This is a genomic window from Methanovulcanius yangii (assembly GCF_018687785.1).
In the GTDB taxonomy this organism is placed as follows: Archaea; Halobacteriota; Methanomicrobia; order Methanomicrobiales; family Methanomicrobiaceae; genus Methanovulcanius; species Methanovulcanius yangii.
Map to the genome: position 1 here is coordinate 1,177,186 of NZ_LTBL01000001.1, position 21,619 is coordinate 1,198,804.

At 54.6% G+C, this 21,619-nt stretch carries 24 protein-coding genes and 1 tRNA gene; 15 read left to right on the forward strand and 10 right to left on the reverse strand.

The features are described 5' to 3' along the window. Nucleotides 1-109 precede the first annotated feature (109 nt). Both AZH53_RS05955 and AZH53_RS05960 read left to right on the forward strand, forming a co-directional pair. Nucleotides 110-961 carry a DNA-methyltransferase gene (locus AZH53_RS05955; protein ID WP_319642604.1) on the forward strand — a complete coding sequence of 284 codons (852 nt, stop codon included), beginning with the start codon at nucleotides 110-112 and terminating at the stop codon, nucleotides 959-961. An 8-nt stretch (nucleotides 962-969) separates the two neighbouring features. Further along, nucleotides 970-2,217, forward strand: a complete 1,248-nt coding sequence (locus AZH53_RS05960; protein WP_319642605.1) for a GntP family permease — start codon at nucleotides 970-972, stop codon at nucleotides 2,215-2,217. A 1-nt stretch (nucleotide 2,218) separates the two neighbouring features. Here AZH53_RS05960 and AZH53_RS05965 read toward each other — a convergent pair whose 3' ends face one another. The 4 genes from AZH53_RS05965 to AZH53_RS05980 form a co-directional block, all read right to left on the reverse strand. Next, nucleotides 2,219-3,679 (reverse strand): protein kinase domain-containing protein, encoded by a 1,461-nt coding sequence (locus tag AZH53_RS05965; RefSeq protein ID WP_319642606.1) that lies wholly within the window; start codon nucleotides 3,677-3,679, stop codon nucleotides 2,219-2,221. After that, nucleotides 3,672-4,448: a PP2C family serine/threonine-protein phosphatase gene (locus AZH53_RS05970; protein ID WP_319642607.1), complete on the reverse strand. Its 777-nt coding sequence runs from the start codon at nucleotides 4,446-4,448 to the stop codon at nucleotides 3,672-3,674. Before AZH53_RS05970 ends, AZH53_RS05965 begins: the two co-directional genes overlap by 8 nt. Nucleotides 4,449-4,490: 42 nt before the next feature. Continuing rightward, nucleotides 4,491-5,192 (reverse strand): vWA domain-containing protein, encoded by a 702-nt coding sequence (locus tag AZH53_RS05975; RefSeq protein WP_319642608.1) that lies wholly within the window; start codon nucleotides 5,190-5,192, stop codon nucleotides 4,491-4,493. Between the two features lie 293 nt (nucleotides 5,193-5,485). Beyond that, a complete protein-coding gene (locus AZH53_RS05980) occupies nucleotides 5,486-5,806 on the reverse strand; it encodes a type II toxin-antitoxin system PemK/MazF family toxin (RefSeq protein WP_319642609.1) in 321 nt (106 codons plus the stop codon). 228 nt (nucleotides 5,807-6,034) lie between these two features. On the opposite strand from AZH53_RS05980, the gene AZH53_RS05985 reads away from it, so the two are divergent. The 10 genes from AZH53_RS05985 (at nucleotide 6,035) to AZH53_RS06030 (ending at nucleotide 14,621) form a co-directional block, all read left to right on the forward strand. After that, a complete protein-coding gene (locus AZH53_RS05985; RefSeq protein ID WP_319642610.1) occupies nucleotides 6,035-7,072 on the forward strand; it encodes a hypothetical protein in 1,038 nt (345 codons plus the stop codon). After that, a complete protein-coding gene (locus AZH53_RS05990; protein WP_319642611.1) occupies nucleotides 7,073-7,912 on the forward strand; it encodes a mechanosensitive ion channel family protein in 840 nt (279 codons plus the stop codon). It begins immediately after the preceding gene. A 231-nt stretch (nucleotides 7,913-8,143) separates the two neighbouring features. Further along, complete coding sequence (locus AZH53_RS05995; protein ID WP_319642612.1) at nucleotides 8,144-8,407, forward strand: RNA recognition motif domain-containing protein; 264 nt, start codon at nucleotides 8,144-8,146, stop codon at nucleotides 8,405-8,407. A 408-nt stretch (nucleotides 8,408-8,815) separates the two neighbouring features. Beyond that, nucleotides 8,816-9,709, forward strand: a complete 894-nt coding sequence (locus AZH53_RS06000; RefSeq protein WP_319642613.1) for an esterase/lipase family protein — start codon at nucleotides 8,816-8,818, stop codon at nucleotides 9,707-9,709. 51 nt (nucleotides 9,710-9,760) lie between these two features. Further along, nucleotides 9,761-10,444, forward strand: coding sequence for a molybdopterin-dependent oxidoreductase (locus AZH53_RS06005; protein ID WP_319642614.1), 684 nt, complete (start codon nucleotides 9,761-9,763; stop codon nucleotides 10,442-10,444). A gap of 10 nt (nucleotides 10,445-10,454) precedes the next feature. Continuing rightward, nucleotides 10,455-10,697, forward strand: a complete 243-nt coding sequence (locus tag AZH53_RS06010; RefSeq protein WP_319642615.1) for a hypothetical protein — start codon at nucleotides 10,455-10,457, stop codon at nucleotides 10,695-10,697. A 3-nt stretch (nucleotides 10,698-10,700) separates the two neighbouring features. Further along, complete coding sequence (locus tag AZH53_RS06015; RefSeq protein WP_319642616.1) at nucleotides 10,701-11,327, forward strand: protein-S-isoprenylcysteine O-methyltransferase; 627 nt, start codon at nucleotides 10,701-10,703, stop codon at nucleotides 11,325-11,327. A 170-nt stretch (nucleotides 11,328-11,497) separates the two neighbouring features. Continuing rightward, the gene (locus AZH53_RS06020; RefSeq protein ID WP_319642617.1) at nucleotides 11,498-12,079 is read left to right on the forward strand and encodes a TMEM175 family protein; all 582 of its coding nucleotides are present in this window, start codon (nucleotides 11,498-11,500) and stop codon (nucleotides 12,077-12,079) included. 54 nt (nucleotides 12,080-12,133) lie between these two features. Next, a complete protein-coding gene (locus AZH53_RS06025; RefSeq protein WP_319642618.1) occupies nucleotides 12,134-12,697 on the forward strand; it encodes a class I SAM-dependent methyltransferase in 564 nt (187 codons plus the stop codon). 283 nt (nucleotides 12,698-12,980) lie between these two features. After that, complete coding sequence (locus AZH53_RS06030) at nucleotides 12,981-14,621, forward strand: hypothetical protein (protein ID WP_319642619.1); 1,641 nt, start codon at nucleotides 12,981-12,983, stop codon at nucleotides 14,619-14,621. Nucleotides 14,622-14,779: 158 nt separating this feature from the next. Here the strand turns inward: AZH53_RS06030 and AZH53_RS06035 are convergent, their stop codons facing one another. Then, a complete protein-coding gene (locus AZH53_RS06035; RefSeq protein WP_319643654.1) occupies nucleotides 14,780-16,180 on the reverse strand; it encodes a cryptochrome/photolyase family protein in 1,401 nt (466 codons plus the stop codon). Here AZH53_RS06035 and AZH53_RS06040 point away from each other — a divergent pair. After that, nucleotides 16,130-16,264: a hypothetical protein gene (locus AZH53_RS06040; protein ID WP_319643672.1), complete on the forward strand. Its 135-nt coding sequence runs from the start codon at nucleotides 16,130-16,132 to the stop codon at nucleotides 16,262-16,264. The two genes, AZH53_RS06035 and AZH53_RS06040, sit on opposite strands and share 51 nt — an antisense overlap. 163 nt (nucleotides 16,265-16,427) lie before the next feature. Here the strand turns inward: AZH53_RS06040 and AZH53_RS06045 are convergent, their stop codons facing one another. From AZH53_RS06045 to AZH53_RS06055, 3 genes are all read right to left on the reverse strand, one after another. Then, nucleotides 16,428-17,915, reverse strand: a complete 1,488-nt coding sequence (locus tag AZH53_RS06045; protein WP_319642620.1) for a hypothetical protein — start codon at nucleotides 17,913-17,915, stop codon at nucleotides 16,428-16,430. A gap of 246 nt (nucleotides 17,916-18,161) precedes the next feature. Beyond that, complete coding sequence (locus AZH53_RS06050; protein WP_319642621.1) at nucleotides 18,162-18,371, reverse strand: hypothetical protein; 210 nt, start codon at nucleotides 18,369-18,371, stop codon at nucleotides 18,162-18,164. 103 nt (nucleotides 18,372-18,474) lie between these two features. Then, nucleotides 18,475-19,197: a hypothetical protein gene (locus AZH53_RS06055; RefSeq protein WP_319642622.1), complete on the reverse strand. Its 723-nt coding sequence runs from the start codon at nucleotides 19,195-19,197 to the stop codon at nucleotides 18,475-18,477. A 171-nt stretch (nucleotides 19,198-19,368) separates the two neighbouring features. On the opposite strand from AZH53_RS06055, the gene AZH53_RS06060 reads away from it, so the two are divergent. Together AZH53_RS06060 and AZH53_RS06065 are read left to right on the forward strand one after the other, a co-directional pair. Beyond that, nucleotides 19,369-19,911: an SAM-dependent methyltransferase gene (locus tag AZH53_RS06060; protein WP_319642623.1), complete on the forward strand. Its 543-nt coding sequence runs from the start codon at nucleotides 19,369-19,371 to the stop codon at nucleotides 19,909-19,911. 229 nt (nucleotides 19,912-20,140) lie between these two features. Then, nucleotides 20,141-20,704 (forward strand): YqhA family protein, encoded by a 564-nt coding sequence (locus AZH53_RS06065; protein ID WP_319642624.1) that lies wholly within the window; start codon nucleotides 20,141-20,143, stop codon nucleotides 20,702-20,704. A 55-nt stretch (nucleotides 20,705-20,759) separates the two neighbouring features. On the opposite strand, the gene AZH53_RS06070 is transcribed toward AZH53_RS06065, so the two are convergent. Then, the gene (locus AZH53_RS06070; RefSeq protein WP_319642625.1) at nucleotides 20,760-21,224 is read right to left on the reverse strand and encodes a CAP domain-containing protein; all 465 of its coding nucleotides are present in this window, start codon (nucleotides 21,222-21,224) and stop codon (nucleotides 20,760-20,762) included. Nucleotides 21,225-21,485: 261 nt separating this feature from the next. Then, nucleotides 21,486-21,570 (reverse strand) — tRNA-Leu (locus AZH53_RS06075). Between the last annotated feature and the right edge of the window lie 49 nt (nucleotides 21,571-21,619).

Genomic DNA, 21,619 nt, shown 5'->3' on the forward strand with positions numbered 1-21,619 from the left:
TATATGGAACCATTTCCCCCCTCCATCACGGCCGGAACATCCAGGGCATTTGAAATAAAGAGAGAGAACAATATTTTTGCAGGAGGATTCCCTGACGACGGATTTACCCATGACCATCCACCAGACAGCACCGGGCCTTGCAGGATATCTTGATTCCATCCACCTCTGCGACTGCATCGAAGGGATGCAGCAACTTCCCGACGCATCCATAGACATCATCGTCACCTCGCCGCCCTACAATATCGGCAAACCATACAACTCGCACAACGACACGATGCCGCGGGATGAGTATCTTGCCTGGATGGGCCGGGTCGCCGCCGAAGCCCGCCGCATCCTCAAGGATGAGGGCTCATTCTTCCTGAATGTGGGGGGGAAACCCAGCGACCAGTGGATTCCCTATGACGTCCTTGCCCGTTTTCGTGAGCATTACGAACTCCAGAACGTCATTCACTGGGTCAAGTCGGTCGCCATCGAAAAGGCGGACATCGGGGCATACGACGGGATCACAAAGGATGTTGCCGTCGGCCACTACCAGCCGGTCAACAGCCGCCGGTACCTGAGCCAGTGCCATGAGCACCTCTTTCATTTCACAAAGAACGGGGGCGTTCCTCTCGACAAACTGGGGGTCGGAGTCAAATACCAGGACAAGAGCAACATCGGCCGCTGGAAGCAGGCAGACCGTGACCTTCGTGACCGGGGAAACGTCTGGTTCATTCCCTACCGGACGATCCGGACCTCGCGGCCCCATCCGGCAAGTTTCCCGGAAAAACTTCCGGAGATGTGCATCCGGCTGCACGGATTTGATGAAAAGACCGTGGTGTGCGACCCGTTCATGGGTATCGGGAGCACCGCGCTTGCGGCGATCACCCTGAACACACGGTATATCGGCTACGAAATCGATCCGGCCTACCGGGAATGTGCCTGTGAACGGATTCGGGAACGTCTGGAGTATCAGAAATAAGAGGATACATGATATCAGCACTTCCTGCCCTGGCACTTACCCTCGCATTTCTCTGCGTCGTTTCCTGGCGGTCGCGGTATCCGCCGTTTCTCACACTGATTGTCGGTGCGCTGATCTTCGCCCTTCTCACCGGGACGAGCACGGAGGCGATAGCCTCCTTCACGAAGGGCGCCGGGGCCATCTTCTCCCTTCTGGCCATCCCCATCTTCTGTGGAGCGGTCATTGCAGCCGTCATCCGCAGAAACGGGGGAGTGGAACGGATTGTAACCGATCTCGGGAGAGCCACCCGCCGCCCCCATCTCGCCGCAGGTGTTGCGGGATATCTCCTCTCCGTGCCCATGATGTGCTGCATCACCCCCTTCATCGTCCTTGCCCCCCTTCTCGGCCATGTCCGCTCGCAGTACGGCCTGACAACCAGGATATACTACGTGGGCGCCATCGGGTCGGTCGTCTCCTTCGTCCTCCTCTATCCCCTTCCTGTCACCTATGCCATCGTGAGCGGGCTGGATGCGACCATGACTTTCGATGTCCCGGCGTACATGCTGACCGCATTCCCACTCTCCCTTGTCATCCTCGTTCTGGCAACATTCGCCCTGATGAGGCCGGAAGCGCGCTGCTGCCGGCCGGAAACCCCGGCAGGGGAACAACCGGTCCCTCTCCAGGCAGGATGGCTGCCGGTACTCCTGCCCATCGCCCTTCTTATCACCGGAAATCTTGTTCCGGCACTGGCGTTCCTTGCAAATATCAACCTCGCCCTCATCGGAGGACTGGTCGCTGCAATTGCGGTCTGCACGCCTGACTTGCGGGAAGAGGCAGCGGCATCCGGAACAAAAAATGCCGGCATTATCATCTTCGACCTCTGTGGTGCGGGTGGGCTGGGAGCGGTCATCGCCGCCGAGGGAGGGCTTACCGATTTCGTCCTCGCCCACGGGGATCTGTTCGCCCCGCTCCTCGTTCCCTTCCTTTTGGCTGCACTTCTGCAGGCATCCCAGGGTTCGCGTGTCGTCACCGCCATCGTCACCACCACCATCCTTGCGGGGACCGGTATTCCCGGCGCCGTCGGCATCATTCCGTTCGTCCTCATGACGGTGGCAGGCACCATGGTTCTGAGCATCTTCACCGACCCGTACTTCTGGCTCATTCGACGGACGACCGGCGATACGGTCCCTGACGTCCTGAAGCAGTTTACCCTTCCTCTCAGCTGCGCCGGCATCGGGATGGCGGGCGTCACCGTCCTGATGACGGCCATTCTTTGACTTACGAATCCGGCTGGAGACTCACGAATACAATTGCCTCGGCATTGCCGCCGTTCGAAAAGATACGGATCTTTGCCTTCTGAAAATCCTTTTCGTCCATATCTCCGGTATTGATGTCAAGGGTGAGGGCAATTGTTTCATCGCAGGTAAAATCCCCGGGATTGACGGTTATCCAGGGAACTGTTGATTCTGCAGTCCCAAAGAGGCGCATATCCCCCCGGTTGTTGAGGACCAGGGAATATGGGATGACGATGTCACGCGCCACATCATGAATGGTGATGTGGGGAGCGGGTAGGACGAGTTCGGCCGGTGATGCCTCGATGGCCGGCATTTCCTCCGGCTCCCCGCCAGACTCCACGGTTTCGTCCGCCGGCGCCGGAGGTTCTGGCGTCCGGACCCATCGGGGAAACGGATCGCCCGTTTCCTCATAGGCACACCACGGACACGCCGTCAGGTGTCGTCCGTACCAGTGGTTTGGGTTGGCGCTGCAGTGGCGGATCTCCATCAGTTCCGAAAGAATCACCCGTTTCCACTCCTCCGCCGGAGGCCGCGCTGCCGGATGGGATATTCCCTCCACAAAGCAGCGGTAAAAGAGATCCTGCAATGACGCCGGGATGATGCGGTAATCATAGGCAAATTTCGGGGGAGCAACGGAAGGGTCGGATGCGAGGTAGGCAAACTTTCCTTTTTGTATCTTCTGCTCTATCGAATGGGCACCGCTCACCCCTTCACCGCTTGCCTGGAACGGATGGACCCCTCCCATCAGGAACCGGAAGACGAGCACGCCAAGGCCAAAGAGGTCGGAGGCATACCGGTCGACATCCTCCTTTCCAAAATCCACCCCCTGAAGTTCGGGAGGGAGGTACTCTCCGGTCCCGACCCGCGAATAGAAGACGCGGTCATTTTCCGTATCCAGTATCTGGAAGGAATCGCAGTCGATGATCGCCACCGCTGCCGTCCGGGCGACGAGGAGGTTTCTGCTGCTCACATCCCCTATACAGTGCCCGCGGGAGTGAATATCCGTCATCACCGACGCCAGATTGTACGCAGCGGTCAGCAGGTACCGCCAGGAAAACCCTCCCCCGAAGAGCCGAATCCGGTCATCCGGGTCAAAGAACCGGTGGGCTTCCATATAGAGTGTGGTGTCGATGAGCGGCATGAGATACCCGACAAACGACCTGCTTCCGAGAGGGGAGTCATACAGAAGAGAGATGGGCCAGGCAAGTGCGCTTCCACGGGGACCGGCCCGCCGCGTCTCCGGTTTTACATCCACGGGGGAATTTCTGACCATCGCAGCAATCTTGGCCTGAAGAAGCTGTGTCATACGCCGTTCGTAATAGAGTTTGGCACAGAGGTGCTCCGGGGTCTTCGTGAGATACATCTCACCCTCGCCCCCTTTCTTCACCGGTCCGGACAGCACGATGGGTGTTCCGGATTCATCGTAGACGGTGCGTTCAGTCATCACATGTTCCTTCTGCCGTAATTCCCATGACGAGCGTCATGTCATCATCCGACTGGTTCTGCATTCGTTCTGAGAGGAGGAATGATCGAATCTCATCCCCACCTCCGGTAGTATCTGATAGCGTCTCCAGATATATGAATGCAGGGGAGAAGAACGGACCATAGGGTTCCCATGCTGCACCATTTTTCACGAGAAGAGATCGTTCGACGCCATCGGTAAAGAGCGCACAGGCACTGGTTCCCGGCACATTCTCGATAACCCGGAGATTTTCGGTATAATCGGCCGCCGCAAGGGAACAGGTCTCATTGACATACTCCCCCTTCTGCGGGGATGACAGACAGATGAGCCCGTCCGGTGTCCGCACAACGACACCGCCATCGCCGATATGCGCAACGGTGCAGGAAGAGCCGTACCAGAGGACCAGAATCATGGTGCAGGCAAACTCCCGCGGGGATAATCCCTCTGCACCGGCAAGGCTCCAGAGGGCCTCGTGTGCCGACACGATGCCGGCACGCACAATATCACGGTTTTTTTCAAAAAATGCAGGCACATCGCCCTCATCATCGGCCGGATGAAAAAATCCTGCAACCCTTTCAAGCGCGATATCAACTGCTCTCCGCGCTCCGGTTCCACCCCGCGAGGCACTCCCGAACCCGTCTGCCACTCCAATCACAACGGCATTGAGGGGGAGACGCAATGTCCCCCACGCATCCTGACATTTCCCACCGTCCTTTCGGCGGCCATTCCCGGCGACGGATGCGCCGCACACAATTTTTTCTCCCCTCCCGGAAGGGCTTCCCTGAAGCATTGTTCAGAAGGCCTGGATCTCTCCCCAGCCATCGGGGCCGAAGAAATCCTCAAGAATAATCTGATCGCCCGGCCCTGACGCCGACACCTTCACCTGGCTCCGTGAGAGCCACAGGAACATCTCGTGGAACCGGTGGTCACGTAGGCGCACCGGGGCACGGTTCGGCGGGGACAGCTTTTTTAAAAGTCCCATATCAGCCTCATCCAGGCCGACCGTAAAGAAGAGGAATCTGCCCGCTTCCTCCCCCTCATGAATCCTCGCGGTGACCTCCCTCCATCGGTCGTCCCCATCGAGCATATCAGTCGGTTCCCCGTCGGTGATGAGAAAGATCCACGGACGGTAGTAATCGATGCCGTCCTCCCGGTAGGCTGCCTTTCGGTCCTCCACGAGATCGAGGGCACGGCAGATTGCCTCACCCATCGGAGTCAGACCGTCTGCATGAAGTTCCGGGGGTTCGAAGGTCTCCACGGGAGAGAATCCATTTGTCACGCTTACCGTATCGCCAAAGGTGATCACCGCCACATCGACCCGTTTGCGGGCGAGGTCATCCAGTTCGATCTCCTCTTTGAACGTACGGATTCCCGCACTCAAATCGTGGATCTTTCCCCCGATGGACATGGAACCGGATGTGTCGAGAAGGAGAACCGTCGGGCAATGGGGTTGTTGGGGATAGGCGATATCCACCACGTCGTTCAGGCTGCTCATATCTGGATGATCTCCTTGAAGAATGTTGAAAAAGGACGTGTCCTGATGATAATTTTGAAATTTGGATATAAATAGGTATGGACCCGGAATGTGTCGATCCTCCTTCCCGGCACGTGCGACCCTGCGCAGTTCGGGGGACCCCGGGGGAATACGGCCTGTAGACCCCGGTCCCACGGGGATACTTTGCGCCCTCTAAAAAAAGGGCAAAAACAGGAGACGGATGCCGGGGGTAATGGCAGGATACCTCTGACGGCCGGATACCGGAGATGAGGGTGCCCGGCCCGCCCTTTTTTTCACAGGTCTCCGGCAGTGATGCAGATGGTCCGAATCACATCACCAGAGAGGCGGCCCTTTCGGCTTCCGACAATGGAGGTTCGTCGTATCCTGCACCGGTGTCCGATGATGACATAACTCTCATCGAAAACATCCAGCCCCCCTTCGGCAAAATCATGCAGGTCGATCGTTATCCACGCAGTATCCGTCGGCCGTTTCGATGAGACCGGGCAGACAACGATGGACGAGGGGTCGTCTCCGGAAATGACCACCGCAGGTCGTATCTTACGGTCCCCGGGGAAGAGTCCCGATGCCAGCACCACATCTCCGACCTGAACCATATCCGGTAAAAATTTGACACCGCCCACATTAAATGCAACGGCCTGACTGGCTTATCACCACCCACTCTGAAGTCACATTCCCGCTGTACCGTCTGTACTGTCAGGTCCGGACGGATTTTGTTGGGGTGGTTAGTCTCATTCCTCCGAAAATATCGGCGATCTTCATCTCCGGCGCCACCAGAACACTGCGACCAAAAGAATATGACACAGGAGCTATTCTCTACTAGTATGGAAGACGAACCCGCCGGGCAGGAAATGGAGAAGGAGGATTTCATCCTTTTTGAGAAGGAGATCACCCGCATCCAGGATGCCATCGATGCATTTCCGAAGGGTGAATTCTCCCATATTGCCCTGATAGGCGAACCATTTGCAGGACAAAATACGATCATGGGAGAAATACGGGAAAAAAATCCGGGTACCGTCACATATATCCCGTTCTTCAATGTCGTGAAGGGAAAGGAGGCCATCACCTCCACCTACGGGACGAAAGACATCGTCCTGATGGACCGGTGTCATTTCCTTGCCCTGAGAAGGATTGGCGGATTTGCCATGCTCGATGCATTCCTTGACATGATCTCAATGTCCGACAAGAAGATGTTCATCACATCATGGAACAGCTTCACATGGTCCTACCTTCGGGCGGTCAAGGATATCGATAAATTTTTTCCGGTTGTAATCGAGGTTCCAAAAATGGACAGTAAGGCGCTGATGTCTGCAGTGCTATCCCACTATGAGGGGGACATACAGTTTATCGATGACGTGGAACCGCCCGGGGAACAGCCTGTTGTTACCACAAAACGGGTCCGTCTCCCCCTGCCGTTCGGATATTCCCGGGACATTCCCTGGCCCCGGCTGAACATAGGCGGGGGTACGTCTGCGAAAACCACCGAAGAAGAACCTGATGCCAAAAAAGTGGCCTTCGATAAGATCACCCGGATAGCCGAAGGAAACTACGGGGTTGCGCTGCGCATATGGGAACGCAGCCTTGACTATCCTGAGCTCAAACTGAGCCGCATCCCCGACCCTCCATGTGCCGTCGATCTTGATATCAATGAGTCGTTTCTCCTCAATATCGTGCTCTCGATGGAGTCGATCAGTTTTACCGACCTCGCAGAGATCGCAAGCCCCGAGATCGATATCGAACAGACCCTCTATCGGCTGACACGACAGGGGCTCATTGAAGAAGATAAGGGATATTACCGGGTCAATCCGGAGACCCTCAACTGCGTCATATCCCATCTCAGACGAATACGGATGGTGTGGTAAATGGTGATCTCGACGCTGAATGAAACGGAAGCGATTGCCGAGTGGCCATTCCGGACCTTTGACACGGGGATGATACTGGAGATTGTCTACATCATTGTCGTTGCCTACGTCCTCGTTAAGATTCTGTCCTATCTGCTCCGAAGAATTGCCGATAAAGCCGGGAGCTACCGGATTACGGCAACGATGATCATCCCTCTCCTGAAGATAGTCATCTACGCATCCGCACTGTACTTCATCATTGCCGCCGTCCTCCAGCCGTCCCTTTCACAGCTGGTCGCCTTCTCAGGGCTTTTCGGAGCGGCGCTCGGATTCGGGCTCAAGGATGTCTTTGCCGATATCATCGGGGGCATCGTCATTGCATTTGAACGACCGTATCAGATTGGCGATAAGATTTCCGTCCAGGGGACATACGGCGAAGTAAAAGATATCGGGCTTCGTTCGACCCGTATTGTCACTCCGGACGATTCATCCGTCTCAATCCCTAATTTTTCCGTCTTCAATGAAGCTACTGCAAGTGCCAATGCAGGAAAAACAGAGATGATGGTCGTCATCGATCTGTTTATCGACGCACACAGTGATGCAGGTACAGCAATGGCGATTCTGCGTGATGCGGTCGTCACCTCGAAATATGTCTATATATCGCCCACTCGCCCCTATACCATCCTCCTCGCAGACTTTCCATACTACAAACGCATTCGTGCAAAAGCCTATGTCAATGATCTTCGTTCGGAATTCGAATTTCGCTCCGAGGTGACGCGACGTGCATGGATTGAACTGCAGCGACAGGGGATAGAACCGCCGCGGTTCCCCGCGCACGTCACCGAAGCCCCTGCTGAATGACAGAGCGCATTACATAGATGCAACAACCGGCATTACCCTGCGCGCAACAGCGAAAATTCGGGGTCACTTTCCCCCCCATGATCCCGGTTTCCCACTCATGAACAGAACATCCCCCTCACTGAATTAATTATTATACATTAATTTTTCATGGAAATTGACCTGAAAAATAATTCAACCGTCCATAGTTAGATATACGCAAGAGTTAAATTATGAACATAGAAGGAAGCCATTATGCAAGGCAGCAAACTTTACGTTGGTAATCTTACTTATTCGGTCACAGACAAACAGCTCGAAGAGCTCTTCTCTGAATATGGTGAGGTGAAAGAAGTTCGGGTCATTGAGCGCAAGGGATTCGGATTCGTTGAGATGGGAACTCCCGAGGAAGCCGAGAAGGCAATGGAAGCACTCAATGAGACCGTCTTCGAGGGACGTACGATGAGAATCGACGAAGCACGCCCCCCGAAACCCCGCAGCGAATACCGCCCGCGTTACTAAGATTAGATTCCGCACCGATTGAATATTTCAATAGTGTACGTGACTCAACAGTGAATATTCACTGAATTTTTTTTGAAGGAACGAATTTTTTGCTTTATCGCAAAGTTCAGAAGCTGTCTTTACGGCAGATTCTTCCTCTCAATTCGAAGAGGCCTTTCATACCGCAATCATCCGCAGGTCTGCCCGTCTCCGGGGGCGCCTGTCGGAATACTCCGGAATTACGCAGATATTCGTCCCTTTAACCGGTAGAGGATCGTATGCCACACCGGCGGGAACCCTGAACGGTTCCTTATATTCGGACAGGGTCGGTTTCGTTGCCGGGGGTTCATTTCCACCGATGTGCAGCGCAATTTCTTTCGTCCTTACGGGCCCAGTAATGTGCAGAACCTTTGATTTCATGGGGGTCCGATGACAAAGAGTCCTGCAACCACATGTCCGGTCGTACTGGTCCATGGCTGGAAAAGTCACCCCCGGGTCTGGGCGGCTCTTTGTGCACGTCTCGAAGAGGCATCGATTGTTCACTGGAATTTTTCCCATGCCCGCATGAATGCCGCCCCGGCCGAGATAGCGGTATGTCTCCGGGAGTTTATCCGGGATCGGCGCGAAGCATCCGGCTATATGGGAGACGTTGACATCGTCTGCCACTCTGCCGGAACTGCCATCGTCAGGTACCTGCTGGAGGTGCTGGATACCCCCTCGTACGATCAGAAAATCCGCCAGCTGATTGCCCTCGCACCGCCGAACAACGGATCGGCCATGGCGGAGCTGTTCTATCACCCGATCTACGCCCCGGATCTCTTCAGGATGCTTGGCAGGGTATTTGTTCCCAGGGATTATGATCCCTCACAGGATATCATGACAAGGGAGCTGTGCGCGGGGAGCCGGACAATGATACAGCTGAAGAAGGCAGGAATTCGAAAGGATATCAGATACAGGATGATCCTGACCGAAAACAAAACAGGAACACCGGCACTCTTTCCCTGGCTGGACGGCAAGACATGGGCGCACACACCGGATGGCAGATGGGTACTCACGTATGCGGGGGACGGGGTTATCCCGCACATCGATTCCTTCCTTCCGGGGGCGGAGTTGGATATTCTCCCGGCCGATACGGAGAGATTCACTGCCTCACCCGATGAATATTCACATATCTCCCTCCCCTCCAACCGGGAGGCCATGGACTGCATTCTTGCCTACCTGCAGGACCCCTCCATACCATCGAGCGCCGTCTGCGGGAATGTAGAGGCGGACGAGGCTGGCCTGGATTCATGGTGCCCTGAAAACTTCACAATTAGTGACTGAATTCTCCAATACCTTCATATGCTCATGCATCACCAGTCCTCCTGACAAGCTATGCGAAATCCATGGCAGACTGTTATCATCATCGCAATTCTTATCGTCGCGGCACTCTATGCCGTGGATCTCATCGCATTATCGGGTGTCCGGGATTCACAGGTGCAGGAACTTGCCCCCGCGGAGATCCGCGAGTACGAGGGAGAGGATCTCTCCTCGATAACGGCTTTTCGGGAAAATTCGATAAAAGGGCCCCAGTATATCGCAAACAGCTCCTATTCACTGAAGGTGTACGGGATGGTCGATGAGCCGAGGGAATACCGGTATTCCGCCGTTCTTGAGGGATTCCCCCACTATTCGAAGGTGGTGACCCTCAACTGCGTCGAGGGGTGGGATGTGACCATCCTCTGGGAGGGAGTCCTCGTCCGCGACCTTCTCGATGCCTCGGGCGTAGACCCCGTGGCACATACGGTGATATTTGCTGCCCATGACGGGTACACCACATCATTCCCGGTGGAGTACTTCTATGAAAACGACATCATGATGGCATATTCGATGAACGGAGTGACCCTGCCTCCCGAACGTGGCTATCCCTTCCAGCTGGTCGCAGAGGAGAAGTGGGGGTACAAGTGGATCAAATGGATAACGGCGATCGAAGTCTCCGACGATGCATCGTATCAGGGCTACTGGGAACGGAGAGGATTTGCCAATGACGGGGACCTTGAGAGGAGCTTTCCGGACTAAAGCGGAGGACATGATGAATCGACGAAAGGCGCAGTTCTGGGTATCCCGCTGTCTTCTCATCCTTACCCTTCTCATTCTCATAACGGGGTTCGGGATTACCCACCCATACATCATCGAACCGGCAACCTTCGGACTTTTGCAGAAGTCCACCTCATATATCATCCACACGCTTTCCTGGGGGCCTTTTTTGATACTCCTGCTGATTCACATCTATCTCTCCCTACCGGATCGAAAGAGAAACCGGGAGGAATAGCTGGTGCAGACATCGACCGGAACAGGAGAACCGGCAGCTGACATAGTGTTCATAGCCGTCTATCTTCTCGGGCTTCTTGCGGGAAGTACAATCCGGTGGCACTACACCCGCACATACCGGAGGCGGGCACGAACAGCGGGTAATCGGCCTCATGTGGACACTCCTCTTGTCTATCTGCCCGTCCTCGGAATGATTCTGGTTCCGGCAGTCTATATCCTGACACCCCTGCTCTCCTTTGCCGACTATTTCCTGCCGCAATGGGCAGGATGGGCGGGGACCGTAGTGTATGCCGCCGCCTTCATCCTCCTGTGGCGCTCCCATGCCGACTTGGGCTCCGCCTTTTCCCCGGTTACCGAGATCACCGAAGGACAGCACCTGGTGACGGGCGGGGTCTACCGGTTCATCCGGCATCCGATGTATGCAGCACATCTCCTCTGGGCGCTTGCACAACCCCTTCTGTTGTGGAACTGGATTGCCGGGTTTTCGATGCTCGCCACATTTCTCCCCCTCTATCTGGTCAGGGTGCCAAGGGAGGAGACGATGATGGAGGAGGCATTCGGGGACGAATACCGTGCCTACATGCAGAGGACGGGGAGAATCATTCCCCGGCATTTTCGAAAAAAGAATTGATTCTCCCTCCCGGCATAACGCCAATCCATCGGGGTGGGAGGACCATGCAAATGGCATCACCTTCGATGGAAAGGGTGATACAGAATCCTGCCGAGATTGTATACATACCATCCGGAGGCGCGATGATCCCCGATGATTCCGCGTATTTATCAAAACACCGCCTGGAGGCAATGACCGATGGATTTTATGCCATCGTCATTACCATCGGGGTTCTGACCATCAATGACGAAGGCATCCCTCCCATACCTCCGGGAGGAACCTTCCTTGACATCCTTCTGCCCTTCATTCCGGCGGTCATCAACTATGCCATCGCCTTCTTTATCCTCGTCGCATTCTGGATCATTCATTACCGCCAGACCAGAAGCCTGCGCCATGTGGACAATACCTACATCTGGCTCCATTTTCTCGGACTGTTTTTCGTCGCCCTCGTGCCCTTTACGATCAGCATCAACAGCGGCTTCGAGAGCTATCCCCTCGCGGTCTCCCTCCTTGCGGCAAATCTCATGGTCATCGGGATATTCGGGGCGGCCTCATGGGCTTATGCATCAGGAAACCATCGCCTGATAGAAAAGGAGGTCAGTCAGGAGAGAATCGACATGGCACTCAGACGCTCGCTCGTCACGCCCTTCATCTGCATCCTGGTCATCATATTTGCATTCGCCATATCGCCGGAAAATGCAAACTGGCTCTATATTCTGATAATTCCCCTCATGATCTATTTGAAGAGGAAGAGTGCCCTCTCCGGTGCATGAACTGTCGGATTCCCTGCGCAATATCCTTTAGTTCTAAAGAGCAATGAGAAAGATATGCCCGATGACAGAATCTGTCCGGCCCGTCTGGCACGCTGGCTCGACAACCCCCTGAGAAGCCTCCTCCATCCGCCGAAAAGAATTGTCGGCCCATATATCAGGCCGGGGGACACGGCTCTCGACATCGGATGCGCCTCGGGGTTCTTCACCCGGGCAATGGCGCGGATGGTAGGGACATCGGGGAAGGTCATCGCTGTTGACATTCAGGAGGAGATGCTTGAAATCCTCCGTATCAAGGCCGCGAAGGAGGACCTCGCCCCAAGAATCCAATGCCGTCAGGCGGGAGAAGGTACCCTGAACCTCGACCCCGAAACACCCGTCGACTTTGCCCTTGCCTTCTATGTCATGCATGAATTGCCCGATATTTCCGGTGCGTTGGGCGAGATTGCCCGGGTGATAAAGCCGGGAGGATACCTCCTTCTTGCCGAACCCACGATGCATGTCAGTGAGGAGGCATTTTCCGACACCATCTTAGCAGCAGAGAAAAGAGGGTTCGAATTTGTGAAAGAACCCCGCATCCTCTGGGCGAGGGCTGTGCTGATGGAAATGCCCTACGGCTGACGACACGGTGGTGGTTTCCTCCCGTCGGTATGATGGAAGGCAAGAGAGCATATCTGCGGCCCCTGAATGCTCTCCGATGAGCCCCAAATCCCTGAAACAAACGGACCCCCCGTCACCGGGGGTTTTCGGCACATTATACGCACGATAACAGGGTTAAATTTACATTTGATGATTATATCGGCAATTTTTTCCATAATCAAATCAAAATCCACGATTTATCTGTAAATATTTTAAAAGTGGTGATATACTGACTAATACCATACTCCGCCCATTAATTGCCTGCATGGCTCTCTTCCTCATCGTCTGCCCGGTGTGCACGGCCCGGGACTCACCGGATGAATCGCAGTGGGAACTTACCCTCATCGGTGACCGAACCATTACCCTTACCGGAGAAGAATTCATCTCGGCCAGTACAACCTCTGGTGCCACGTTTACTGATACCTCCGGAGATGTGTACGGTGGTCTGCCTCTCACCTACCTCATCGGTCTCGTCGATGACGGCGACGACCCCTCGTACAACTCCTCCCTTCCGGCAAAAGGGTATACCGTCATCATCAGGGCGACCGACTGGCATGACCGGTCGTTCTCCGCGGGGGATATCACACAGAACGGATTTTTGGTTGCCGACACCTGCAACGGACTCCCCCTCCCTGCCAAGGACGGCGACATCAAGATTGCCCCGCTGCTCTTGATCGGACCGGACGTTTCTGCGGATATGCGAATTGGCAACATCATGGACATCACTCTTGCCGGGCCGGCAATCACCGGCGTCCCGGAAGATACCACCTGTGTTGTCACCATCCTTCGACGAGAGACGGATGGGGGCCCCATCCTGAACATGACGGAGATCGGATGTTCATGGATGGAGGAGCATCTTCCCATCCATGGTGACACCGTGACCCCCTACCGTTTCCAGGGCCCGACCTTCGACACAACCGATCTCTGGAATCCGGCTGAGAATAAAAACCTCGCCAAGGTCGAAGAGATTGTCCGGGGGACGGCGTTGTGCGATCTCTGTGATCTCGTCGGCGGCATGGAGGAAGGAGACGAACTGCGGATGACAGCGACCGACGGATATGTCGTCGAGCTCATGTACGGAAACATCTATGGACCACACCCCGCCCAGGGCCTTCCGATTCTTGCGTGGTGGACGCAAAAACAGGGGTATGTTCCGGCATATACCGGTGGTCCGGCCCTCTTCTTCCTCGCCGATGACCAAACCTTCGGCAACCAGGACATGATGGATTACACCGATGAGGCATATTGGCGCTTTTACTGGTGCGAGGGAACTGAGTATCCGTCTGCGGCAGGGCTTGCCATACGGAATGTCGCGACCATGGAGATCTACCCGCGTGACACCAATGAATGGGAACTTGCACTTGACGGCTATCTCACCACCGCCATAAGCAGGAAAGAGTTTGAACAGGGCCTCGCCTGCGGTGAGCGGGCCAGCGGTCATCTTGTATCCTATACCGATACCGACGGGCATGTCTGGACCGGCATGCCCCTCTACATGCTTGCCGGCTGGGTGGATGATGACATCCAGCATGATGAAAACCTCGTCAATAACCGGGCATACAACACGACGCTTGCACAGACCAATGCCTATGCCATCGTGGTGGAGGGGGATGCCGGTGAACAGGCGTCCTTTACCGCGGCCGAGACGATGAAGAGTCATGCGTACATCCTGGCAAATGCGGTGGATGGCGACCCCTTCACACCGGGTGACAGGAACTGGCCCCTTACCATCGTCGGGGAGAATGTATCCCCTGAACGGACAGTGCACCGGGTCACAGGCATCACCCTGGATTTTTCAGGCCACATGGAAGAGGCCGCTGATATGGGCGCTCCCGCAACGCCGGTCCCGCTCTTCGGTGTGGGCGCCGGGCTTGCACTGGCATGCATCCTTCGGGGACGTCACTGAATCATTTCGCCCGGGGCCCGCGGACGGGTTCATCGTCCACCCTTCCAGCCCCCGGTACCTTTTTTGCCAGGATCCGTTCCGGAGGCCGGATACCCCATTACGGGATGCAATCAGCCATATACATGTGAGAGGGGTATCTTTCCGGTCCACGGACGTCTTCAGAGGCGGGCCAGAAATTCTTCCGCCACCCCGAAGAGCGCCTCTTTCTCCTCATCACTCTTCCGGTCGAGATTTGCGAGAATGAGCTTCATCCGATAGTTTTCGCTGATTTTTTTCCTGTTTTTCTCCACAAACCGCCAGAAGAGCCCGTCCCATATCCTGCACCATTCACCTTCGGGGATGTCGCTCATCCGCCGGATATAGTTGGAACTGCTGATATAGGGTTTGGTGCTCATGAGTCCCCCGTCCGCATACTGGGACATGCCGTAGACATTCGGGACCATCACCCAGTCATAGGCGTCGATGAAGAGTTCCATGAACCACCGGTGGATGTCATCGGGGTCGATCTCCGCAAGGCACATGATATTGCCAAGCACCATCAGGCGTTCGATATGATGAGTGAATGCATGTTCGAGAACTCTCCTGACCACGATATCCACCGGGACAAGCCCCGTCGTGCCGTCATAGAAGGGTGACGGGAGGCGTCGCCGGTGATTCCAGTAATTGGACCGGCGTTCTTCCTCTCCCCGGCAGAGATAGACGGCCCGGACAAACTCGCGCCACCCGATCACCTGCCGGAGAAATCCCTCAAGAGAGTTGAGCGGAGTGTCGTGATCTCCTCCATAGGCAAGGGTTTGGTGTACTACCTCCCCCGGAGTGATGAGGCCGGTGTTGAGAAGGGGGGAGAGGACGGAATGGTAGAGGAAGGTTTCCTCTCTCCTGATGGCATCTTCATATGTACCGAACCGGGCCAGCCGGTGTTCGAGGAAATCGCTGAACCACAACCGGGCATCTGCGTGGGTGACCGGGTACCGGAACCCCTCCGTCGACCCGGGATTTTTCGGGTACCGGTCATCGACCCAAGCGGCCGCGTCCCGTACGTACCGGGATGGCGGGAGGGAGAGGAGAGGAGGGACGATTTCTTTCGGGGGAAGGGGGCGCCGGTTGAGGACATCGTAGCTCCATTTCCCCCCGACCGGGTGGTCATCCTCCATCAGGACATTCATCCGGACACGCTGGTGCCGGTAGAAATGATCCATCATGTAGTGTTCCTTTCCACCGAATTCCTTACGGATGACGGCGGCGGGAGTGAGGAATGCGGGTGACGGATCGATAGTGACGGCCACGCCACCGGCATCCGCAAGAGTCCCGATGCGCTCTTCCAGAGGATGATCCGTCACCTCCGCCATACGGACCGCATGAACATCCATCTCACCGAGGAGCCGGAAGAGATCCTCGAGAGTCGTCTGTTTCGACCGGTTCCCGATATAGGTCACCCGAAATCCCTTCTCGTCGAGAAAATCGGAGTAATACTGCATCGCAGCACGATGAAGGAGGAGCTTCTTGCGATGAAAGGCAAAATCAGTGAAGAAACGATCGTCCTCGACAAGGAACACCATACATCCTGGCGAAAGGGAGGGATGTACCTCGAAGAGCTGATGGGGAAAGATGATGACGGCATCGGAGGGCATGACTCAACGTAGTCAGGTGCACCAGAGAGGGAATTAATGTGTCGCAGGACTGCCGAGGACATTTTGCGATTTGGACGGCAATTACGATTCCGTGCCCGATATCACCTAAGGCCGGAACACGGAGGATACCGGGATCAGGAGGTCCAAATCGTAAAAAATGTAGGAGAAAGAGGTTTCAGGCCACTTTCTTCCAGATCTGGCATCCGTAAAACGGATTGGCCGTCCCCATATAGAGCGTGTCCGTTGCCGGGTCGGTGACGAAGGCACGCGTCCCATAATTGAATTTGTCCCCAAAACCATCGGATGTTACCTCGCGCCACTGTTCGCCGTCAACCGTCCAGAACATGTCGAATCCGGGGGGGGTCGGAAGTTCCGGAGCATCCATCCCAAATGCCGCCGAAATGACCTGCGTCCCGGTGCCGATATCGAAGGTGCCTGCATAGAGCCTGTTTTCCTGGATGCCAAAGCGCCAGATATACTTGTTGTAGGGGTTTTCAAACCCGTTCAGTACTGCAAGGGTCTCATCATCCCTGACGTTGTGTTTCGGCATCACATGGTCCCATTTGTCATTTGAACCGAACCGGTAGATCTGCATGCCATGGGTGCCTCCCATCGTGAGATCACCGGGAACGGGCTGTGATATGCCATTCATCAGACGGAATGCCGCACCATCCATTGTCCCCACGTAGACCTTGTTCTTGAAGACAATCGGAACTGCGCCGCCGTTGACGGGACTCCCCATTCCGGCCGGATACCGGGCGCCAAGACTCTGATCCCCGACGATGAGATCCCATGTATAATCCTCGCAGTTCATTGTGAGTTTTCCGCACCAGAACCCTTCATTATCCTCGTACGGCAGGAAAAAGACATAGAGCGCCCCGTTGTAGCTGACCATGTCGAGGATTTCAGCCCCCCTCTCCCCGAGCCATTCCTCCGGCACATTCACCCTCGGATACACAACCGAAGGCTCTCCCCTGAATGCTCCCAGCGGGTCCTTCGCATACCAGAGTGCCGGCGTCGCCTTCATCACCCCGCCCGAAGTATCTTCCGTCGCCCAGAAGAGATACCCTTCATGCTCCGCAATGCCACGGATCGAAAGAAGCCGTTCCCCGGACATGGTAAAGACCCGTTCCATCCCGCCGTCGCCGTCGATTGCGATCAGGCTGGTGGTATAACCCAGACTCCCGATATACAGGACAGGCTCACCGCCCTCCATCTCGAAGGTCTTCATCATCCGGTACCCAAGGTCGATACCCATGGGGACAGGACTCATACCACCCGTCATGTCATCCGGCACATAATAGGTTTCCCACTCTTCGGTTGCGAGGTCCATTCGATAAATTCCCGGCCGCATATCGGTTATCGGGGGAATCTCCACCGGTATGCCTCCCGGCGTTGGCATGCCCCCCATCGTAAACATGGTACCGAAGATGTTCCGGTTTGTTCCAACCCAGAGATATCCGTCGAAGATTTCCATCGCCCATGCATAGGAGTTTTCCCGGGTCCCGTCAATCCCGTCGGTTACCCCCACATATTCATCGGGAACCCCGGATATTTTCACCCATGCATCACTGCCGGCGTCCATTTTGGCTGAAACTCCCCCGCACAACCCGGCAGTCAGGACCCCCAGCACAATCAACACAATACAAATTCTTTTGTTCACGTTGTTCACCATCCAGTCAGACACGTTGAACCCCCATCGTTCATCATGACCCGACAAAATCCCAATAACCGCATGGAGGAACATAAACCTATTGTCAAAAACCTCATGGTTCACCGACATGAAAGAAAGACTGCGGGTGCTCCCTTGCAAGGCCTAACATCCGGATGGAAACTGTATGATCGGGCCCGGAACGTTAGAAAATGAGGAATATTTTCGAGAATGTGAGATATGGCGGAGATATTCCGGTTATTCTTCGGGAGGAACCAGAAGCGGCACCAGCTTTCGTTCGGACGTATTGATGGCATACCGCCCCGGATGTTCGAGCAGGTCCAGAGGATGAATGTCCATCCACTTCAGGGTCTCGATGCTGAAGTACTCGGCGACCGGCTGGAGCCCTGAGAGAAAAATCACCCGAACACCGGTTTCGGTCTTGTTCGCGTCGATGATTTTTTCCATGAAAATTTGTGTGTAATACCGAGGAGATAATGCTATGCGTTGTGTACCGGTCCGGGAAGAAAACAATGGTGGTCAGAACGGGTGGACCTTCGCCAACCGTTCTTTACCTCCCGGACTCCTTCCCGGCCGTGCAGACGAGATCACAGGTCCGGCAGTGATCGACCGGCTCGGGATTCCCCGACTTCGCTTTTTTCCTGGCCGCCTCCATCTTGTCCGCGTCCATCCTGCTCAGACATCGTTCGCGAATGTATCTGCCGCCCGAGAGGGCCTTCTGGGGACAGGCTCTTTCACAGGGGCCGGGACATTCGTCACAGGGAGAAGGATGGATCACACTCACCGGTTCCTTCAGCTCGAGGTCGGTCCAAAGGGCCCGAAACCTCACCCGCGGACCGTATTTCGGAACGATGACAAGGTTGTTTCTCCCGATGCACCCGAGGCCCGCAAGCACCGCTGCATCCTTCAAAAAAATCCCGCCGTCGTCGATCTGGTAGGGGATGTCCCAAGCCTCCCGACCGTACTTCACCGAAAGCCAGTCTGCGACGGCGGTCGTCACCGTCCTAAGCATCCTGTCCCCCTCGGTACTCCGGCCCTCTTCCCACCAGTCCATCTCCGGCCGTCTCGGGTCATGATAGAGCCCGAGGACAATGACCGTCCCGGTGAAGGTGTTCCATCCCCGGTAGCCCTCCACCCGTGCCGACGGGCAGTCCCGAAGCAGCCGTGCCGGGACATAGCCTGCGACGCTCGCACCGAGGGATAGGGCTTTTTCGATAGCTTCCTGCACGATGTGGCGATCACAGGGGTGTTTCGCGGTATCTCCTCCCTGCATGGAATTCCCGGGAGGAGGGTGTTCCCGAAGGATGAAAAATCTTTGGTCCGCATCTCATTTCCCGGAGATGCCGGAGGAAAATGAGAGTAAAAAAATCCCTTTCCCGGAACTATTGTGACATATGAACGGTATAAATAGCCACTTCGCCAATTCTATGAAAATAGGAGACTGATGATGGATACAACATTCGACGATATCATTTTGCACCCGATTGGCGTGATCCGCAATACCACCAAGCAGCCCTTCCTCATCGCGAACGAACAGGGCCTTTCCATGCGCGACGACCTGACGCCGACCATCGAGGAGGTCCGCAGGACCGAGGAGACGATCTCCGAGGTCGTCCTCAACAGAGACCTTGCCGACCTCCTCGATGGAATCGACGAATACTCCCATATCAAGATCCTTTACTGGGCCCACGGCGTCCCCCGCGAAGGCCGTGCCCTCAAGAAGGTCCACCCGATGGGTAACCCTGCCTATCCTCTCGTCGGCCTCTTCTCCACCTGCAGCCCGGCCCGCCCCAACCCGATTCTCACCACCGTTGTCCGCCTCGTGGGAAGGGAAGGCACCACCCTCCACGTCACCGGCCTCGACGCCATCGACGGGAGCCCCGTCCTCGACATCAAACCGCATGTGCGGGAGTTCTATCCGGCAGATGAGGTGAGGATTCCGGAGTGGATGAAGAGGATTCAGGAGGAAGTGAGGGAGAGGAAGTAATCTTCTCACCTTCCTGTTTCTGAGAGGAGGCCACTCGATTCCATTGCGTTCATAACAGCACCGGGTCCTCTTCCACTTTATATAATTTCGACAATGCTCCGAGGAAGGTTCCTATTTCGTGCATTTCTGTCCGTTTTTCCATACGGTCATCCGGAAACCCGATCACCTGTATGGTGATTGTCCTTTTTGGAGAATGTCTATAAACCGGAAGCGTAGTCTATACGATCGTATGAGCGAGAACAGTCCTGCGGGTGAGGTGACGAAAAAGCGGTACTGGCTGAAGGCCATGTTCGTGTTCAGCCGCTTTCTGGTCGTTATTGCCATTATCGGCCTTATGATCGGCTCTGTCGTGACCATGATAGCCGGAGTCGGCCAATTATTCCGGATCGGTTCATTTCTCCTCACAGAAGGTATCCTCTCCGGTGAAGCGGGAACGCTTCTTTCGGTCGCGGTGTCGGAGATGATCGACTTGCTCCTGATAGGGGTGGTCCTCATCATCATTGCCCTTGGCCTGTACCAGTTGTTCATCGATCCGGATCTCATTCTTCCCGACTGGCTGAATACCACTTCACTGGAATCCTTAAAGGGCCGCCTTCTCATCGTCATCCTCGTGGTCCTCCCCGTGACATTCCTTGGCTATGTCACCACGGCCGAAGACGGGATTATGGTCGCGGGGTTTGGAATTGGCATCTCGCTCATCATGGTCGCCATAGGATATGTCCTGAGTGTCGTCTCCAGGGCCGGTATTGAGAGAAGGAAGCTGGAGATCCACGAGGCGGTGAAGGAGGAATAGCGGCTGGAGGGAGATTTATTAATGATTTGTTTAGTTTTGTCTTACTTCAGATGAATTAATCACTGAACAATTCTGTCGCATAGAATTTGCTACCTTTCCTATGGACACCGATTCCAACACGATAAAAATTATTTTCGAGAATATTCTTACGATGACCTGGACTACCCATCCAGATTTTATGGAGGGCATACGCAATGTCCTGATCAGAGATAATTTCGCGCTTAAAACCCTTTACATATCCAGTTGAGATTACTGCACAATTTTCACCGGCATAATATCCTCTATGACCTCGTAATGCTCCAAAAATAATATGAAAATTTACTCCGAAAATAATCGCGCTCACAATAATGAGTCCTATACCCAACATACTATTGAATATATAACTAAATATCAGAAAGGCTAGATACCCTGAAAGATAGATACGGTCTTTTGTCCACAATGGATCTAATGAAATATAATTATGGCAAATCTGAATTTTTTTGACATTATTGCCATGAAAAATACAGTTCTTATTTGACATTATGATACTATGTTCGAGCGATAATTTGGCATAGCACTTATTTGATTTTAAGGGTTTTAATCCTCTTTTTCTTCTTGATGAGTTTAATTTTTGAAAAATTATACTCTCGATATTTCTTGTTTGATTTTTCAATCTACCATCTTGCCAATGTTATACATTCTGGTCAATTCCAAATAGTATAAATGTTGATGCAATCAGAATGAGAAAATCGAATTAGCATTCAAAAATATGATTATTCTCGATTTCAGGAATTCTTTAAAATGCGAGAGAAGGGATTCGAACCCTTGAATACCTACGTAACTGGATCTTAAGTCCAGCGCCTTTGGCCTGGCTTGGCTACTCTCGCAGGTGATGCGCAAATCCTTCAATTTCCGTTTTTTAAGTCGGTCGGAAAC

What these genes read in the sequence shown, in the direction of transcription:
- AZH53_RS05955 (WP_319642604.1), top strand. Translation starts at nt 110, where the DNA reads ATGACCATCCACCAGACAGCACCGGGCCTTGCAGGATATCTTGATTCC.
- AZH53_RS05960 (WP_319642605.1), top strand. Translation starts at nt 970, where the DNA reads ATGATATCAGCACTTCCTGCCCTGGCACTTACCCTCGCATTTCTCTGC.
- AZH53_RS05965 (WP_319642606.1), bottom strand. Translation starts at nt 3,679, where the DNA reads ATGACTGAACGCACCGTCTACGATGAATCCGGAACACCCATCGTGCTG.
- AZH53_RS05975 (WP_319642608.1), bottom strand. Translation starts at nt 5,192, where the DNA reads ATGAGCAGCCTGAACGACGTGGTGGATATCGCCTATCCCCAACAACCC.
- AZH53_RS05980 (WP_319642609.1), bottom strand. Translation starts at nt 5,806, where the DNA reads ATGGTTCAGGTCGGAGATGTGGTGCTGGCATCGGGACTCTTCCCCGGG.
- AZH53_RS05985 (WP_319642610.1), top strand. Translation starts at nt 6,035, where the DNA reads ATGGAAGACGAACCCGCCGGGCAGGAAATGGAGAAGGAGGATTTCATC.
- AZH53_RS05990 (WP_319642611.1), top strand. Translation starts at nt 7,073, where the DNA reads ATGGTGATCTCGACGCTGAATGAAACGGAAGCGATTGCCGAGTGGCCA.
- AZH53_RS05995 (WP_319642612.1), top strand. Translation starts at nt 8,144, where the DNA reads ATGCAAGGCAGCAAACTTTACGTTGGTAATCTTACTTATTCGGTCACA.
- AZH53_RS06000 (WP_319642613.1), top strand. Translation starts at nt 8,816, where the DNA reads ATGACAAAGAGTCCTGCAACCACATGTCCGGTCGTACTGGTCCATGGC.
- AZH53_RS06005 (WP_319642614.1), top strand. Translation starts at nt 9,761, where the DNA reads ATGCGAAATCCATGGCAGACTGTTATCATCATCGCAATTCTTATCGTC.
- AZH53_RS06010 (WP_319642615.1), top strand. Translation starts at nt 10,455, where the DNA reads ATGATGAATCGACGAAAGGCGCAGTTCTGGGTATCCCGCTGTCTTCTC.
- AZH53_RS06020 (WP_319642617.1), top strand. Translation starts at nt 11,498, where the DNA reads ATGACCGATGGATTTTATGCCATCGTCATTACCATCGGGGTTCTGACC.
- AZH53_RS06025 (WP_319642618.1), top strand. Translation starts at nt 12,134, where the DNA reads ATGCCCGATGACAGAATCTGTCCGGCCCGTCTGGCACGCTGGCTCGAC.
- AZH53_RS06030 (WP_319642619.1), top strand. Translation starts at nt 12,981, where the DNA reads ATGGCTCTCTTCCTCATCGTCTGCCCGGTGTGCACGGCCCGGGACTCA.
- AZH53_RS06040 (WP_319643672.1), top strand. Translation starts at nt 16,130, where the DNA reads ATGAAAGGCAAAATCAGTGAAGAAACGATCGTCCTCGACAAGGAACAC.
- AZH53_RS06035 (WP_319643654.1), bottom strand. Translation starts at nt 16,180, where the DNA reads ATGGTGTTCCTTGTCGAGGACGATCGTTTCTTCACTGATTTTGCCTTT.
- AZH53_RS06050 (WP_319642621.1), bottom strand. Translation starts at nt 18,371, where the DNA reads ATGGAAAAAATCATCGACGCGAACAAGACCGAAACCGGTGTTCGGGTG.
- AZH53_RS06055 (WP_319642622.1), bottom strand. Translation starts at nt 19,197, where the DNA reads ATGCAGGGAGGAGATACCGCGAAACACCCCTGTGATCGCCACATCGTG.
- AZH53_RS06060 (WP_319642623.1), top strand. Translation starts at nt 19,369, where the DNA reads ATGATGGATACAACATTCGACGATATCATTTTGCACCCGATTGGCGTG.
- AZH53_RS06065 (WP_319642624.1), top strand. Translation starts at nt 20,141, where the DNA reads ATGAGCGAGAACAGTCCTGCGGGTGAGGTGACGAAAAAGCGGTACTGG.
- AZH53_RS06070 (WP_319642625.1), bottom strand. Translation starts at nt 21,224, where the DNA reads ATGTCAAATAAGAACTGTATTTTTCATGGCAATAATGTCAAAAAAATT.